Source organism: Streptomyces sp. NPDC055239 (assembly GCF_053606205.1).
In genome coordinates, this window is the sequence record NZ_JBSGRD010000007.1 from 97401 (window position 1) to 110612 (window position 13212).

Here is a 13212-nt window from a genome sequence, read left to right on the forward strand (position 1 = left end):
AGACAAGGAGGGTCGGTCGGCATGACCGTTGTCCCTGCACAGCAAGGAGGCGGATCGGGAGGCACCAGTGGCCTCTACGACGTCCTGGAACTCGTCCTCGACCGCGGGCTGGTCATCGATGCCTTCGTGCGTGTCTCGATCGTCGGCATCGAGATCCTGAAGATCGATGTGCGTGTGGTGGTCGCCAGCGTCGACACCTATCTGCGCTTCGCCGAGGCGTGCAACCGCCTCGACCTGGAGGCGGGTCCGCACAAGAGCCCCGGACTCCCCGACCTCGTGGGCGAGATGACCGAATCCGGTGCGCGCGGCAAGTCCAAGGGCGCCCTGTCCGGTGCCGCCGAGACCATCTCCGACGCGTTCAAGCAGTCCCGTGAAGAGGGTCAGTCGGAGCCCCGCCCGCGCGCACGCAAGAGCACGTCCGCGCGCCGGAAGGAGGAGCAGGAATGAGTACGTACGTCTACGGCATCGCCGCCAGCACGCATCCTTCGCTCCCCGAGGGCATGGGCGGCGTGGGAAAGCCGGCGCGCCCCGTGCGCATCATCCAGGAAGGTGACCTCGCGGCCATCGTCAGCGATGCGCCCGAGGGGCTGCGCGCCAAGCGCAACGACCTGCTGGCCCACCAGAACGTGCTGAACGAGACGGGCGCGGCAGGTCCGGTCCTTCCCATGCGGTTCGGCAACGTCGCCCCGGACGACACGGCTGTCGCGAGCGTGCTCGCGGAACGCGCCGAGCACTACCGCGAGCGGCTCACGACACTGGCGGGCAAGGTCGAGTACAACGTCAAGGCCAGCCACGACGAGCAGGCGGCCCTGCACCGCGTGATGGCCGACAACCCCGAGGTGCAGGCGCTTGCCGAGGTCAATCGGCAGGCGGGCGGCGGCAGTTACGAGCAGAAGCTGCAACTCGGCGAGATGGTGGTGGCCGCGCTCCAGAGCCGGGAGGCCGAGGACGCGTTGGAGCTGCACCGGATCCTGGAGCCGACGGCATACGCCGTCAGTGTGGGCCCCGAGTCCACGGGATGGCTGGCCAACCTCTCGCTCCTGGTCGAGCGCGATGCGGCCGGGGCGTTCCTCGACGCCGTCGAGGAAGCCCGCAAGAGCCACCCGCACGTCGAACTGCGCGTCAACGGCCCGCTGCCGCCCTACAGCTTCGTGGAGCCAGGGCCCTCCGAACCCGCGGGGGCCACCCCGGAGGCCATGGGCTCGCAGAGCGGCCGGGAGTAAGCGCATGGGACTGATCGGCGAAGTGCTGATGCTGCCGTTCGCACCTGTGCGCGGCGGCCTCTGGGCGGTGAACCAGGTACTCGCCGAGGCCGAGCGCCTCTACTACGACCCGGCCACCGTCCGCTCCGAACTCGCCCTTCTCGAGCAGCGGCTCGAGTCGGGGGAGATCGGTGAGGAGGAATTCGACCGCCAGGAGGACGAGTTGCTCGACCGCCTGGAAATTGGCCTGCGCAGCGGCGCGGGTACTGACCACGGGACCACATGATGAATCGAGTTGGATTGGGCCTCGCCATAGGGGCCGGTTACGTCCTCGGACGTACGAAGAAAATGAAGCTGGCGTTCGCTGTCGGCACCATGGTGGCCGGTAAGCGGATGAACCTCAGCCCCCGTGCCCTTGGGGACCTGCTGTCCCAACAGCTGCAGAACAACCCGCAGTTCAAGGAGATCGGCGACCAGCTGCGCGGGGATCTGCGCGGGGTCGGCAAGGCCGCGTCCGGAGCGCTGGTCGAGCGGCAGATCTCGGGTCTCGCCGACCGACTGCACGGACGTACGGCGGATGTGCGGGACCAACTAGCGGGCGTGACACCGGACATACCGGGGCGAGGCGGCAAGGACGAGGCCGACGAGCCGGACGACGCCTACGAGGAGTCCTCGGAGTCCGAGGAGCCCGAGGAGTCCGCGGAACCTGAGGAGCGCGAGGAGCGCGAGGAGAAGCCCCGGCCGAGGAAGAAGGCGCCCGAGCAGAGGGCCGCCCCCAAGAAGGCGCCGGCCAAGAAGAGTCCCGCCCGTACGGCAGCGGCCCAGAAGAGCCCGGCCAGGAAGACGGCGAAGAAGGCTCCGGCAAGGCCCGCGGCGAAGACATCCGCGCGCCGCGCCACCGGAGCCCGGGTGCCGAAGGAGGGCGGTCGTGATGAGTGACACCCTGAAGTCCGCGAAGAACGGGGCGAAGGAGAATCCGCTCGCCGGCATCGCGCAGAGCGAAGCCGCCGACCGGCTCAAGTCGGAGGTCCAGGAGTATCTCGGGGCCCAGGCCCAGCGTCTGCTGGTCGGCGTGGGCCACAAGCTCGGCGAGACGACGGGCAAGCTCAACGACATAGCCGAGGGCAACAGCCCGGGCTTCGCCAAGCTCGCCCTCGACGGCGGACGCAAAATGGCCGAGGGCAAGGGCCCGCTGCGTTCCGCTCTGGAGGTCGGCGCAGGCAGGGCCAAGGACAGTGTGATCGGCGCCTTCAAGAACATGACCGGAGGCAAGGGCCGCCGCAAGGGCGGAGCCGGCAAGAAGCCGACGGTCATCATGGAGTTCGTGGACGTCGGCGTGCCGCTGCGCACGGCGTACGACCAGTGGACCCAGTATCAGGAGTTCAGCACCTTCGCCAAGGGCGTCAAGAGCGCGAACCGCGCCGACGACACCACCTCCGACTGGCAGGCCAAGGTCTTCTGGTCCAACCGGAGTTGGAAGGCCCACACCACCGAACAGGTGGCGGACGACCGGATCGCCTGGACCTCGGAGGGCGCGAAGGGCACGACGAAGGGCGTCGTCTCCTTCCACTCGCTTGCCGAGAACCTCACGCGCGTCCTGCTGGTCCTGGAGTACTACCCGAAGGGGCTCTTCGAGAAGACCGGCAACATCTGGCGCGCGCAGGGCCGCCGGGCACGGCTCGACCTGAAGAACTTCGCACGGTTCATCACCATCAAGGGTGAGGCGGAGGACGGCTGGCGCGGCGAGATCCGCGACGGCGAGGTCGTCCAGAGCCATGAGGACGCGCTCGAAGAGGAGCAGGGCGAGGAGAGCGAGGCGGGCGAATCGGAGGAGGTCGCCGAGGACGAGTACGAGAGCGACGACGAGGAACAGCCCGAGGAGTCCGAGGAGTCCGAGGAGCCTGAGGAGTCCTACGAGGACGAGGAGGAGGACGAGGAGGGCGAGGACGAGCCGAGGTACGAGGAAGACGAGGCTGAAGAGGACGAGGCGACGTACGACGAAGAGCCCGCGGTGAGTGGGCGTCGCCGATGACGATGCCCAGCCGGATGCCCGAGCCGTACGGGCAGGGCGGCGGCGCGAATCTCGCCGACATCCTGGAGAGAGTGCTCGACAAGGGCATCGTGATCGCGGGTGACATCAGGATCAACCTGCTCGACATCGAACTGCTCACCATCAAGCTGCGGCTCATCGTCTGCTCCGTCGACAAGGCGAAGGAGATGGGGATCGACTGGTGGGAGGACGACCCCGAGCTGTCCTCCCGCGCGCACAGCAAGGAACTCACGCGTGAGAACGCAGAGTTGCGTGCCCATGTCGCCGAGCTCGAGCAGCTGGAGCAAGGCAGGTCTGAGCGACGGAAGCCGGCGCGACGCAAGGTGGAGCAAGGCAAGACGGAGCAAGGCAAGACGGAAGGAAGCGCATGAGCGGACTGCGGTACGTCTACGCCATCTGCCGCTCCTTCGACGCGGCGCTCCAGACCCAGGTGACCGGGGTGGACGGCGCGCCCCCCGGTCGGCTGGCGCACCACGGCCTGATCGCCGTGGTCGGTACCGTGCCGGAGCGGGACTTCGCGGAAGAGCCGCTCCGGCGCCATCTGGAGGACCTGGACTGGCTGAGCGCGACCGCGCGCGCCCACCAGGCCGTGATCGACGCACTCACCGTGGTCACCACTCCGCTGCCGCTGCGACTCGCCACCGTGTTCCGTGACGACGCTGGTGTGCGCGCGATGATGGAGGAGCGGGAGGACGCGTTCCACCGGACGCTCGACCGGCTCGACGGCCGTGTGGAGTGGGGCGTCAAGATCCATTCCGACGCCGAGGCGGCCCGCCCGGCCGAGGAGCCGGCGAAGGCCGCTACGGGGCGGGATTACCTGCGCCAGCGCCGACAGCACAACAGGGCTCATGAAGAGATGTGGGAGAGCGCCGAGAAGTTCGCGCGCGAGTTGCACGACATGCTCTGCGGGCGCGCGGAGGACGCGCGACTGCACGCGCCTCAGAACTCCGCTCTCTCGCGGGAATCGGGCCGCAACGTACTCAACGCGGCTTATCTGGTGTCGCGTTCGGACTCGGAGGCCTTCGTGGAACTGGTACAAGGTGCGAAGGGCCAGGAGCCGGGCCTGCGCGTGGAACTCACCGGGCCGTGGGCCGGGTACTCCTTCGCGGGTCTGGAGGCCGACGAGGACGGCGCGACGGACGGCAGGGCGGACGGCGCGACGGGGGAGGCGGGACTGTGACCGTCGTCGAACGCCGGGAGGTCGCCCTGGTCGACCTGCTCGACCGGTTGCTCGCGGGCGGGGTCGTCATCACCGGGGACCTCACCTTGCGCATCGCGGACGTCGATCTGGTCCGTATCGACCTGAACGCACTCATCAGCTCGGTGAACGAGCAAGTCCCCTCCCCCTTCGAGGAGTTGCTGTGAGCGAGCGGGCGGCGGGGAAGAACCGTCTCGAACTCGAACCGGACACGGTGGAACGCGACCTGATCAAACTCGTCCTGACCGTCGTGGAGCTGCTGCGTCAGCTCATGGAGCGGCAGGCCGTGCGCCGCTTCGACACCGGGGAACTCGACGAGGACCAGGAGGAGCGCATCGGGCTCACGCTGATGCTCCTCGACGACCGTATGGCCGAACTGCGCGAGCGCTACGGCCTGCGGCCCGAGGACCTGAACCTGGACCTCGGGCCGTTGGGACCGCTGCTTCCGAGGGAGTAGCAGGACGAGCCACGAGGACGGGCTCGCCGCCCGCGTCGGTCACCGCCTTCCAGGGGGGGGCTGTGGTGAGTGGCTCGGTGACTGACCTGTGGCCAAATGGGTACTCAGAGTCACATGCGAATGAGTGTGATGGATGTGGGCGCCAACGCCGTCCGGCTGGTCGTCGTGGACGCCGAGGGCGGTGTGCCCTTGCCGGTCCACACCGCCAAGTGGAAGGTGAGACTCTCCGAGGAGGTCGGGCCGAGCGGGGTGATCCCCGAGGAATCCGTGGGACGGCTCGTCACGGCGGTCACGGACGCCGCCAAGACCGCCCGGCGGTGGGGATCGGCTGAGCCACTGGCCTTCGCCACGACGGTCGTACGCAGCGCGCCCAACCGTCTTGAGGTCCTGCGGACCGTGGGCGAGGAGACCGGCGTACGGCTGTGCACGCTGCCCGGAGAGGTGGAGGCCGAGCTCACCTTCCTCGGCGCCCGCCGGTGGATGGGCTGGCGGGCCGGACCGCTCGCGCTCTTCGACATCGGCGGCGGTTCGCTCGAGGTGGCCTTCGGGCGCGGGCGGCTGCCGGACTACGTGGCCTCGCTGCCCCTCGGCGCGCGCCGGTTGAGCCGGGAGTTCTTCGAGGGCGAGGACCCGCCGAGCGAGCAGAGCGTGAAGGAGCTGCGGCGCAAGGTGCGCCACCAGCTGCGGGACGTCGCCGCACGGATCCGCTGGGAGGGTCCGCGCACCGCGGTGGCGACATCACGGACGTTCCAGCAGCTGGCGCGACTCGGAGGTGCGGCGCCCGGTCGTCACGGGCCCTTCATGGCACGTCAGTTGACCCGTGCGGACCTGCGGGAGTGCCGCGACCGGCTCGCCAAACTACCGGCGGCCGAACGGGCCGGGCTGCCGGGGGTCTCGGCGCCACGGGCCGTGCAGAGCCTGGCCGGGGCGATCGTGGGGCACACGGCGATGAAGCTGACGGGCGTCAAGGCGGTCACCATCTGCCCCTGGGCCATCCGTGAGGGCGTCCTGCTGCGGCACATGGAGGACGGCGGGGCGTGGTGGGCGGAGGCGAGCGCGCGGGAGGAGATGGCGCCACCGGTCGCGCGACCGGTGGCGCTACGGATCGCGGCTCTGCAGAGCTGAGCCGCGGCTCTACGGAATTGTCGCCACCCTGCGGAACAGGGGCGCGGCTCTACGGAATTGTCGCCACCCTGCGGAACGGGGGCGCGGCTCCACGGAATTGTCGCCACCCTGCGAAAGAGGTGCGGCTCCACGGGGCTCTCGCTGCCCTGCGTAACACAGGCGCGGTCCCACGGAACCCTCGCGACCGACCCTGCGGAGCAGATGCGCGGCCCCGCGGCACCACCGTGACCCCGCGGGGCTACCGCGGCTCCGCGGAACTGAGGTGTGCGCGTGCGGGGCTGTCGGCCTTTCGGCGCAGCACCGCACGCTCCTCCGCGTTGGCTCCGCCCCAGACTCCGAACGCCTGACCGCTGTCGAGAGCCCAGGTGAGGCAGGGCCGGAGCACCGGGCAGCGCAGGCAGATCCGTTTGGCGGCCAGCTCCTCGCTCAGCGCGGGTCCCGCCGCGCTGACGGGAAAGAACAACTCGGGGTCCTCGCGCGCGCAGAGCGCGCGGTGTACCCACTCCATCAACGCCTCCCTTCGGGGTGGAGTTGACACGGGTGCCCCCGCCACGCGGACGGAAACCGAAGAGCGCCGGGAGAAGGAAGGGTTCGGTGTTGTGCCGGGCCCATCCCACCTCTCTCATCCCTCGTCGGTGCCAGGTGCCGTCGGAGGCCCGTGGAGCCGGGCGACGGTCGCGGCCAGTTGCCGCCGGTACGGCTTCGGGATCTCCCCACCCGCGGCGGCGCTGACCAGCTCATCGGCCACGAGATGCAGCTTGGTGTTCGTGTTCTGGGAGACGGAGACCAGGACATCCCATGCGTCCTCGGCGCTCAGACCGAAGGAGGCCATCAGGACTCCGCGCGCCATGTCGATGACGGGCCGCGTCTGCATGGCCCGCCGCAGCTGACAGAGTTCGGCGCCGGGGTCCTGCCCCGCTCGGACGCCCGGGTCCTGCTCGACTGCGCCGTCCGGAGCGGGTTCGCCGTCCGGAGCGGCCTCGCTGTCCTGCGCGAGCTGCGCGGGAAGTGCACGTTCTGTCATGGCGGCAGCTCCGTAGGCGTCCGTGCGTCGTCACCTCACCCAGAGTCGGCCCGCCGAGGTTCACCCGTCAAGAGATACCGGAAATGTAGTTCGTCCTTTTGAATGCGTGAATCAAACGCCCTATCTTGGAGCGATGGGTGAAGTACCTGAACCACACAGCGGTTGGACGTTCCTCACCAACCACGCCCGTGTCCTCGCCGCGATCGCCGACGACCCTGCCACCCGCATCCGGGACATCGCCGCCCGCTGTCGGCTCACCGAGCGGGCCGTGCAGAAGATCGTCGCCGATCTGGAGGGGGGTGGCTATCTCTCCCACACGCGGCAGGGCCGTTCCAATACGTATCGCATTGAAGCGGGGACCATCCTGCGTCACCCCGCCGAATCAGGTCTCGCCGTCGCGGAACTCCTCACGCTCCTTGCCCAGCACGACGCCGACAACGGCGACGGTCCAAGGCGGTAGCACCCCGCCGATGCGGACGGCGCCCCCTCTGACCTGCGGCGAATCCGTTCCGCGCGGGCCTGATGGCCGTGCCGGGTGCCGGTTAAGCTGGGGAACATGGCCTACGAGATTCCGGTGACGCAAGCCCGAGCAGAGCTCGCCGACCTGATCAACCGCGTCGTCTACGGCGATGAGCGGGTGGTTGTCACCCGGCATGGCAAGCCACTTGTGGCCCTTGTGTCCGCCGCCGACCTGGAGCGACTCGAGCAGTTGCCCAAGGCCGACGAGGAGCAGGTGGTCAGCTCCGTCTCGTCGCTGCGCTCGACCGCCGCCCCGCCGTCCGGCGCGGGTGAACGGCAGCGCTTCGGTATCGCCGCCGAACATCGGGGCCCCAACGCGACGTAGCCGTAAGGATATTGAGAACGTCAGCGGGTTCTGTGCGCGGAGCGGGGTCGATCGGGGCTCGTCGGCTCGATGCAGCGGGACTGGACGTGCTCGTAGATCATCGTGGTCTGTACGTCGGCGACTTCGCGGCGTTCGGTGAGACGGTCGATGACGAAGGCGTACACGCTGTCGACGTCAGGGACAGCGATGTGGATGAGGAAGTCGTGAGCGCCCGAGGTGACGAACAGGCCGATCACCTCGGGCAGTCGGGCGGCCCACTCGCGGAACCCCTCGATGACCGGTCGGGCGGGCGGCCGGATGCGCACCGAGATGAGCGCTTGGACGGGTCGGCCGGCGGCGTCGAGATCCAGGGCCGCGTGGTAGCCGGTGATGACGCCGCGCTCGCGGAGCAGCCTGACGCGTTCCAGTGAGGTCGAGGGGGAGACCCCAGTCCTGGCCGCAAGCTCGCGGTTGGTCTGCCGTGCATCGTTCTGCAGTTCCCGCAGCAGGGCCCTGTCCAGCGCATCAAGTTCCATGAGATCCACCGTATGCCAGACGAAGTTCGGCAAGCGGAGGCGCTTGCCGGATTCCTGCCTAGTCTCGCCGCCATGGATACACGGAAGAACGGCCCGGCCTTCGGCGCGGGCCTCGTGCTTGCGGCGGCGGTGCTGTGGGGCACCGTCGGCCCTGCTCAGGTCCTGGCTGATGACCCCATGGAGCCGGCGGCGCTCGGCGGCTGGCGGCTGGTCGTGGGCGGGCTGATCCTCGGAGCGCTCACCGCGTGCCGTCCGAACAAGCTCCGGGTTCTCGCCGAGGGCAGGGTCCTGCGCCCGCTGCTCGTCTGCGCGGTCTCGACCGGCGTCTACCAGGCGGCCTTCCTCTCCTCGGTGTCGCGGACCGGGGCAGCTCTGGCCACGGTGATCGCCCTGGGCACCGCGCCCGCGGTGACCGGCGTGTGTGCCCGGCTGGTCGTCGGTGAGCGGATGGGCGCCGGCTGGACGGCAGGCACCGTCGCGGCCGTCGGCGGCTGCGCCCTGCTCCTTGCACCGGGCGGCGGAGGCCGCGTGGATCTGCTCGGCCTGCTCCTGGCGGTGGCCGCGGGTGCCTGTTACGGCCTGTACACCGTCTTCGCCAAGCAGATGGCCGCCGCCAGCCGCGCCGCCGACCTGCCCACGCTCTCAGCGCTCTCCCTGCTCCTCGGCTCGCTCCCCTTGCTGCCCTGGATGATCACCGACACCACCCCGCTGCGCGACGGCTCCACCCTCGCCCTGATCGGCTGGCTCGGCGTGGCCACCACCGCTGCCGCGTACTGGCTGTTCACCGCGGGTCTCGTCAGGGTGCGGGCGACCGTGGCCGGGACGCTCAGTCTCGCGGAGCCGCTGGCCGCGGCCCTGATCGGCGTGCTGCTTCTCCACGAGCACCTGCCGCCCTCGGCGTGGGCCGGTTGCGCACTGATCCTCGCCGGAATGATCACCACCTGCCTGCCCACGATGACGCGTGGCCGCTCCGCCACACGAGCGACGGAGTTTCCGCCGGATCGCCGCATCACGTTCGCCGGAGCCCCCGCAAGCGCCTCCCAGGTCGAACGAAATGCGGATACGGCGCGCGAGTCCAGCACGTCTGCCTAGCATTCCCGGGTCTGTCCGCATGAATAAAGAGGATTGCCATGTCTGTGATGAACGCACCGAGCGCGGTAACGGTGGGCTTCGCGCCGGAAGAGGTGGACTTCAGTCTGTCCACCCGCAAGGCCCGGCTGAAGTGGGTCGTGGTCGTCAACGCCGAACTGCCTCCCGGCCGGGCCGCCAACGCCGCCATCTGCGCCGCCGCCCCCACGGTGACCGCTGTCCCCGGCCTGCTCGGCACCGACGCCACCGACGAGGAGGGCGCCATTCACCCGGGCCTGCCCTGGGCGGGCTGCTCAGTGCTCGTCGCCGACTCCGCCACGCTGCGCACCATCCGCGCCAAGGCGGCATCCCGCACCGACACCTTCATGGCCGACGTGCCCGCCGCCGCCCAGAGCACCCGCGTCTACAGCGACTTCATGACGGCCGTGGGCGAGACCCGGACCGAGGACATGGACTACTGCGCGGTCAGCATCGTCGGCCCCCGCAACCCGGTCGACAAGATCGTCGGCAAGCTCCCCCTCATGCCCTGAACAGAAAATAGTTGTGGGCCGTTGTCGATCCGGCCACGTCTCGTTCGACGTCATGGTGTGTGGCGCCCCGCCGCACGATGACGCGACAGGACCTGACGAGGGAACACATGAATCAACTGCTGAGAGTCATGAACTTCATCGTCTCGGATGACGGAATCGCTGCTGGAGAGGAACAGAGTCTCGACCGGCCGTTCGGCTACGACCATCCCGAGAAGCTGTTCGCGTGGGCCGGAGCCACAGCGAGCTGGCCCGGGCGCACCGATCCCGGAGGAAGCCGGGGCCTCGACGACTACTTCACGCGAGACTTCGCACGCAACATCGGCGCCGAGATCATGGGCCGCAACAAGTTCGGACCCCAGCGCGGGCCCTGGCAGGACCACGAGTGGCAGGGCTGGTGGGGCGATGAGCCCCCGTTCCACACGCCCGTGTTCGTCATGACCCACCACGAGCGTCCGTCGTTCACGCTCTCCGACACCACGTTCCACTTCGTCGACGGCGATCCGGCCACGGTCCTCGAACGGGCGCGGGCAGCGGCACAGGGCAGGGACGTACGACTCGGCGGCGGGGTCACCACCGTTCGGCAGTTCCTCGACGCCGATCTCGTCGACACCCTGCATGTGGCGGTCTCGCCGGTGAAGCTCGGGTCCGGGCTACGTCTTTGGGATTCCCCCGATGAGCTGCTCGACCGGTTCCACCTGGAGGTCGTGCCCAGCCCGAGCGGCGTGACGCACCACCTGTTCTGGAGGAAGTGAGCGCAGGAGCAGCCGTACGCCTCCGCCAGCCGTACGCCTCTGTCAGCCGTACGCCTCCGTCCGCTACAGCGGAGGCGTACGGCCGTCTCTATGCGGTTCCGGATCAGGCGACCGGCACCGCGTCCCCCCGCGCCGGTGTCTCCTCGGGCGCCGCAGCGGCGGGGCGGCGGCGACGTGCGCCGAGCAGCACGGCCGTCAGGCCGAGCAGGACCCAGACCGCGAGGGTGAAGACGGGGCCCGTGACGCGCGCGCCGTCGAAGAAGGAGACCGAGCGCAGCAGGGTGCCCCCGGCGCCCGGCGGCAGCAACTGGCCGATGAGACCCACCGGTTCGGGCAGCAGCTGCGGCGCGGACGTCACCCCGGAGAAGGGGTTGCCGAGCAGCACCATCGCCATCGCGCCGACCCCGATGCCCGCGGGACCGAGGAGTGCGGCGCACCCGGCGACGGTTGCGCCCACCGCGAGGGTCGAGAGCGCCAACACCCCGGCTTCCGCCCACCAGTTGCCCGTGAGTACGCCGAGCCAGCTGTGCGTCAGAGCGGCGGCGACCACGCCGACAAGGGCGGCGGCAAGGACGAGGGAGGACGCCGCGCGGACGCCGCGAAGTCCGAGCATCGTCACGATCGTGCCGGCCGCGACACCCGCGATCGCCAGCGGCAGGACGCTCGCGCCGAGGGCCGCGCCCCGCGGGTCGGCGGCGGGCGCGGCCACCACATCGGTGGTCGTCACCTTCGCCCCCTCCGGAGCCTGACCGGTCACCGCCTGCTCCAGGAGCTGGGCGACCACCGGGCTCGCCGCCGTCGCGGTGAGGAGTTTCATTCCTTGCGGCGTGACGACGACCGCCCCGTACACGGTCCGGTCCTCGATGGCGTCGCGGGCCGCGGCCTCATCGGCGTACCGATGGATCTCGAACGCGCCCTTGTGCTCCGCCAGTCGGGACTGGAGGGGAGCCGTCGCCGCGGCGGGCCCCGCGACGCCGAGCGGCAGGTCGCGAGGGGCGGTCCTGGTGGCGGGCCAGGCGAAGGCCCACAGGGCGAGGGCCACGAGCGCGGAGACCAGGATGGCCACCGCCACCATGCGGCGGCCCTGCGGAGGCGGGGTGGCGACCGACGTGGACATGGGCTGAGCTCCTTCTGGGATGTGCGTGCCTACGACCTTCGGTGATTTAAAGAGAAGGATCGTTCGTTTTGCGAGATGTTCCGACTGTCCTTCCAGGTGTGGCGCTTGTCAAGAAGGAATGTTCGTTTTATTTTTGGAGGCATGGCCCGCGTATCCCAGGAGCACCTCGACGCACGCCGCCGCCAGATCCTCGACGGCGCCGCCCTCTGCTTCGCCCGCAATGGCTTCCACGCCACCTCGATGCAGGACGTGCTGGGGGAGGTCGGTCTCTCGGCCGGAGCGGTCTACCGCTACTTCCGGGGCAAGGAGGAGCTCATCGGGGCGATCGTCGGCGAGGTTCTGGAGTGGATCCAGGCGACCTTCGAGGCCGCCGCCGAGGAGACCCCGCCGCCCCCGCCGGACGTCCTTGTCGGCCGCGCCCTGACCCAGGTGCTCGGCCGGAGGCCGGGAGGCGGGGAGGGGGAGTCCTCGTACTTCCCGCGCCTGATCGTCCAGGTGTGGGCGGAGACCCTGCGCAACGAAGAGCTCGCCACCGTGATGAAGCAGGGGTACGCCAAGGTGCGCGTGGCCTGGGTGAAGATCGTCGAGGGATATCAGGCGGCGGGCATGATGCGTGACGACGTCCCGGCCGACCACGTCGCGCGGGTGATGGTCGCCGCGGCCCAGGGGTTCCTCGCGCAGCTCGCGCTGTTCGACGAGGTTCCGCTGGAGGCGCTGCAGGATGGCCTGCGCGGCCTGATGAGTATGGGTCGGCCCGGCTGACAAGTGCTGCTGGGTATGGCGGAGCCCAGCTGATGGTCATGAAGCGGTCAAGCGCTGGTTAACCTCGTTGAAACTCCTCCCAACTAGCCTGCAAGGCCACGCCACCAGGGGTTTTGGTAACCGGGGTGCGCAAGATCAAGCGTACTGCCTGTGTGTTACATCTATACCCGTCGCGGTGGCCGCGGCAGCCGGACCCCGCACGGTCCGGAGCGAGGACTGTGAGGTGGGACGCGTGCAACTGACCCCGCACGAGCAGGAGAGACTGCTCATCCATGTGGCTGCGGACGTGGCCGAGAAGCGAAGGGCGCGGGGGCTGCAGCTCAACCACCCCGAGGCGATCGCTCTCATCACGTCCCACATTCTTGAAGGCGCCCGCGACGGCCGCACCGTCGCCGAACTCATGTCATCGGGGCGCAAGGTGCTCACCCGCGACGACGTCATGAGCGGCATCCCCGAGATGATTCACGACGTCCAGGTCGAGGCCACGTTCCCGGACGGCACCAAGCTCGTCACCGTCCACGATCCGATCGTCTGACGGGGGCCGAGA

21 protein-coding genes are annotated in these 13212 nt (G+C 69.5%); 17 read left to right on the forward strand and 4 right to left on the reverse strand.

From position 1 onward, the window contains the following. The first annotated feature begins 21 nt into the window (after window positions 1-21). The 10 genes from ACWFRJ_RS22895 (at window position 22) to ACWFRJ_RS22940 (ending at window position 6032) form a co-directional block, all read left to right on the forward strand. The gene (locus ACWFRJ_RS22895) at window positions 22-447 is read left to right on the forward strand and encodes a gas vesicle structural protein GvpA (protein WP_383272216.1); all 426 of its coding nucleotides are present in this window, start codon (window positions 22-24) and stop codon (window positions 445-447) included. Continuing rightward, window positions 444-1223, forward strand: coding sequence for a GvpL/GvpF family gas vesicle protein (locus ACWFRJ_RS22900; RefSeq protein ID WP_453533806.1), 780 nt, complete (start codon window positions 444-446; stop codon window positions 1221-1223). The genes ACWFRJ_RS22895 and ACWFRJ_RS22900 overlap by 4 nt, the downstream gene beginning before the upstream one ends. A 4-nt stretch (window positions 1224-1227) precedes the next feature. Further along, window positions 1228-1488: a gas vesicle protein GvpG gene (locus ACWFRJ_RS22905; protein ID WP_453533809.1), complete on the forward strand. Its 261-nt coding sequence runs from the start codon at window positions 1228-1230 to the stop codon at window positions 1486-1488. Continuing rightward, complete coding sequence (locus tag ACWFRJ_RS22910; protein WP_453533812.1) at window positions 1488-2141, forward strand: DNA primase; 654 nt, start codon at window positions 1488-1490, stop codon at window positions 2139-2141. The genes ACWFRJ_RS22905 and ACWFRJ_RS22910 overlap by 1 nt, the downstream gene beginning before the upstream one ends. Next, a complete protein-coding gene (locus tag ACWFRJ_RS22915) occupies window positions 2134-3234 on the forward strand; it encodes an SRPBCC family protein (RefSeq protein WP_453533814.1) in 1101 nt (366 codons plus the stop codon). The genes ACWFRJ_RS22910 and ACWFRJ_RS22915 overlap by 8 nt, the downstream gene beginning before the upstream one ends. Further along, window positions 3231-3623 (forward strand): gas vesicle protein, encoded by a 393-nt coding sequence (locus tag ACWFRJ_RS22920; protein WP_453533817.1) that lies wholly within the window; start codon window positions 3231-3233, stop codon window positions 3621-3623. The genes ACWFRJ_RS22915 and ACWFRJ_RS22920 overlap by 4 nt, the downstream gene beginning before the upstream one ends. Next, complete coding sequence (locus ACWFRJ_RS22925; RefSeq protein WP_453533820.1) at window positions 3620-4432, forward strand: GvpL/GvpF family gas vesicle protein; 813 nt, start codon at window positions 3620-3622, stop codon at window positions 4430-4432. Before ACWFRJ_RS22920 ends, ACWFRJ_RS22925 begins: the two co-directional genes overlap by 4 nt. Continuing rightward, window positions 4429-4617, forward strand: coding sequence for a gas vesicle protein (locus tag ACWFRJ_RS22930; RefSeq protein WP_160509195.1), 189 nt, complete (start codon window positions 4429-4431; stop codon window positions 4615-4617). Before ACWFRJ_RS22925 ends, ACWFRJ_RS22930 begins: the two co-directional genes overlap by 4 nt. Further along, entirely contained in the window at window positions 4614-4907 is a 294-nt protein-coding gene (locus ACWFRJ_RS22935; RefSeq protein WP_453533824.1) for a gas vesicle protein K, read from the forward strand. Before ACWFRJ_RS22930 ends, ACWFRJ_RS22935 begins: the two co-directional genes overlap by 4 nt. A gap of 114 nt (window positions 4908-5021) precedes the next feature. Beyond that, window positions 5022-6032, forward strand: coding sequence for a Ppx/GppA phosphatase family protein (locus ACWFRJ_RS22940; protein ID WP_453533827.1), 1011 nt, complete (start codon window positions 5022-5024; stop codon window positions 6030-6032). Between the two features lie 238 nt (window positions 6033-6270). Here the strand turns inward: ACWFRJ_RS22940 and ACWFRJ_RS22945 are convergent, their stop codons facing one another. Then, window positions 6271-6540: a WhiB family transcriptional regulator gene (locus ACWFRJ_RS22945; RefSeq protein WP_453533830.1), complete on the reverse strand. Its 270-nt coding sequence runs from the start codon at window positions 6538-6540 to the stop codon at window positions 6271-6273. A 114-nt stretch (window positions 6541-6654) separates the two neighbouring features. Beyond that, complete coding sequence (locus tag ACWFRJ_RS22950; RefSeq protein WP_453533833.1) at window positions 6655-7056, reverse strand: ANTAR domain-containing protein; 402 nt, start codon at window positions 7054-7056, stop codon at window positions 6655-6657. A gap of 133 nt (window positions 7057-7189) precedes the next feature. Here ACWFRJ_RS22950 and ACWFRJ_RS22955 point away from each other — a divergent pair, with 133 nt between their 5' ends. Together ACWFRJ_RS22955 and ACWFRJ_RS22960 are read left to right on the forward strand one after the other, a co-directional pair. Then, window positions 7190-7516, forward strand: a complete 327-nt coding sequence (locus tag ACWFRJ_RS22955) for a MarR family transcriptional regulator (RefSeq protein ID WP_453533836.1) — start codon at window positions 7190-7192, stop codon at window positions 7514-7516. Between the two features lie 96 nt (window positions 7517-7612). Beyond that, window positions 7613-7900, forward strand: coding sequence for a type II toxin-antitoxin system Phd/YefM family antitoxin (locus ACWFRJ_RS22960; RefSeq protein ID WP_453533839.1), 288 nt, complete (start codon window positions 7613-7615; stop codon window positions 7898-7900). 20 nt (window positions 7901-7920) lie between these two features. On the opposite strand, the gene ACWFRJ_RS22965 is transcribed toward ACWFRJ_RS22960, so the two are convergent. Beyond that, window positions 7921-8415: an Lrp/AsnC family transcriptional regulator gene (locus ACWFRJ_RS22965; RefSeq protein ID WP_453533842.1), complete on the reverse strand. Its 495-nt coding sequence runs from the start codon at window positions 8413-8415 to the stop codon at window positions 7921-7923. A 72-nt stretch (window positions 8416-8487) separates the two neighbouring features. Between ACWFRJ_RS22965 and ACWFRJ_RS22970 the strand changes: the two genes are divergently transcribed. The 3 genes from ACWFRJ_RS22970 to ACWFRJ_RS22980 all read left to right on the forward strand — a co-directional run bounded on the left by ACWFRJ_RS22970 (window position 8488) and on the right by ACWFRJ_RS22980 (window position 10786). Then, entirely contained in the window at window positions 8488-9507 is a 1020-nt protein-coding gene (locus ACWFRJ_RS22970) for a DMT family transporter (RefSeq protein WP_453533845.1), read from the forward strand. Between the two features lie 38 nt (window positions 9508-9545). Continuing rightward, entirely contained in the window at window positions 9546-10034 is a 489-nt protein-coding gene (locus ACWFRJ_RS22975; RefSeq protein ID WP_453533848.1) for a DUF2000 domain-containing protein, read from the forward strand. Window positions 10035-10141: 107 nt separating this feature from the next. After that, the gene (locus ACWFRJ_RS22980; protein WP_453533851.1) at window positions 10142-10786 is read left to right on the forward strand and encodes a dihydrofolate reductase family protein; all 645 of its coding nucleotides are present in this window, start codon (window positions 10142-10144) and stop codon (window positions 10784-10786) included. A 103-nt stretch (window positions 10787-10889) separates the two neighbouring features. On the opposite strand, the gene ACWFRJ_RS22985 is transcribed toward ACWFRJ_RS22980, so the two are convergent. Beyond that, complete coding sequence (locus ACWFRJ_RS22985) at window positions 10890-11903, reverse strand: ABC transporter permease (protein WP_453533853.1); 1014 nt, start codon at window positions 11901-11903, stop codon at window positions 10890-10892. Between the two features lie 141 nt (window positions 11904-12044). On the opposite strand from ACWFRJ_RS22985, the gene ACWFRJ_RS22990 reads away from it, so the two are divergent. Further along, complete coding sequence (locus ACWFRJ_RS22990) at window positions 12045-12665, forward strand: TetR/AcrR family transcriptional regulator (RefSeq protein ID WP_453533856.1); 621 nt, start codon at window positions 12045-12047, stop codon at window positions 12663-12665. A gap of 232 nt (window positions 12666-12897) precedes the next feature. Then, window positions 12898-13200, forward strand: a complete 303-nt coding sequence (locus ACWFRJ_RS22995; RefSeq protein ID WP_361184827.1) for an urease subunit gamma — start codon at window positions 12898-12900, stop codon at window positions 13198-13200. Window positions 13201-13212 lie beyond the last annotated feature (12 nt).

Coding starts and splice junctions, on each gene's coding strand:
- ACWFRJ_RS22895 (WP_383272216.1), top strand. CDS start 22: ATGACCGTTGTCCCTGCACAGCAAGGAGGCGGATCGGGAGGCACCAGT.
- ACWFRJ_RS22900 (WP_453533806.1), top strand. CDS start 444: ATGAGTACGTACGTCTACGGCATCGCCGCCAGCACGCATCCTTCGCTC.
- ACWFRJ_RS22905 (WP_453533809.1), top strand. CDS start 1,228: ATGGGACTGATCGGCGAAGTGCTGATGCTGCCGTTCGCACCTGTGCGC.
- ACWFRJ_RS22910 (WP_453533812.1), top strand. CDS start 1,488: ATGAATCGAGTTGGATTGGGCCTCGCCATAGGGGCCGGTTACGTCCTC.
- ACWFRJ_RS22915 (WP_453533814.1), top strand. CDS start 2,134: ATGAGTGACACCCTGAAGTCCGCGAAGAACGGGGCGAAGGAGAATCCG.
- ACWFRJ_RS22920 (WP_453533817.1), top strand. CDS start 3,231: ATGACGATGCCCAGCCGGATGCCCGAGCCGTACGGGCAGGGCGGCGGC.
- ACWFRJ_RS22925 (WP_453533820.1), top strand. CDS start 3,620: ATGAGCGGACTGCGGTACGTCTACGCCATCTGCCGCTCCTTCGACGCG.
- ACWFRJ_RS22940 (WP_453533827.1), top strand. CDS start 5,022: ATGCGAATGAGTGTGATGGATGTGGGCGCCAACGCCGTCCGGCTGGTC.
- ACWFRJ_RS22945 (WP_453533830.1), bottom strand. CDS start 6,540: ATGGAGTGGGTACACCGCGCGCTCTGCGCGCGCGAGGACCCCGAGTTG.
- ACWFRJ_RS22950 (WP_453533833.1), bottom strand. CDS start 7,056: ATGACAGAACGTGCACTTCCCGCGCAGCTCGCGCAGGACAGCGAGGCC.
- ACWFRJ_RS22955 (WP_453533836.1), top strand. CDS start 7,190: ATGGGTGAAGTACCTGAACCACACAGCGGTTGGACGTTCCTCACCAAC.
- ACWFRJ_RS22960 (WP_453533839.1), top strand. CDS start 7,613: ATGGCCTACGAGATTCCGGTGACGCAAGCCCGAGCAGAGCTCGCCGAC.
- ACWFRJ_RS22965 (WP_453533842.1), bottom strand. CDS start 8,415: ATGGAACTTGATGCGCTGGACAGGGCCCTGCTGCGGGAACTGCAGAAC.
- ACWFRJ_RS22970 (WP_453533845.1), top strand. CDS start 8,488: ATGGATACACGGAAGAACGGCCCGGCCTTCGGCGCGGGCCTCGTGCTT.
- ACWFRJ_RS22975 (WP_453533848.1), top strand. CDS start 9,546: ATGTCTGTGATGAACGCACCGAGCGCGGTAACGGTGGGCTTCGCGCCG.
- ACWFRJ_RS22980 (WP_453533851.1), top strand. CDS start 10,142: ATGAATCAACTGCTGAGAGTCATGAACTTCATCGTCTCGGATGACGGA.
- ACWFRJ_RS22985 (WP_453533853.1), bottom strand. CDS start 11,903: ATGTCCACGTCGGTCGCCACCCCGCCTCCGCAGGGCCGCCGCATGGTG.
- ACWFRJ_RS22990 (WP_453533856.1), top strand. CDS start 12,045: ATGGCCCGCGTATCCCAGGAGCACCTCGACGCACGCCGCCGCCAGATC.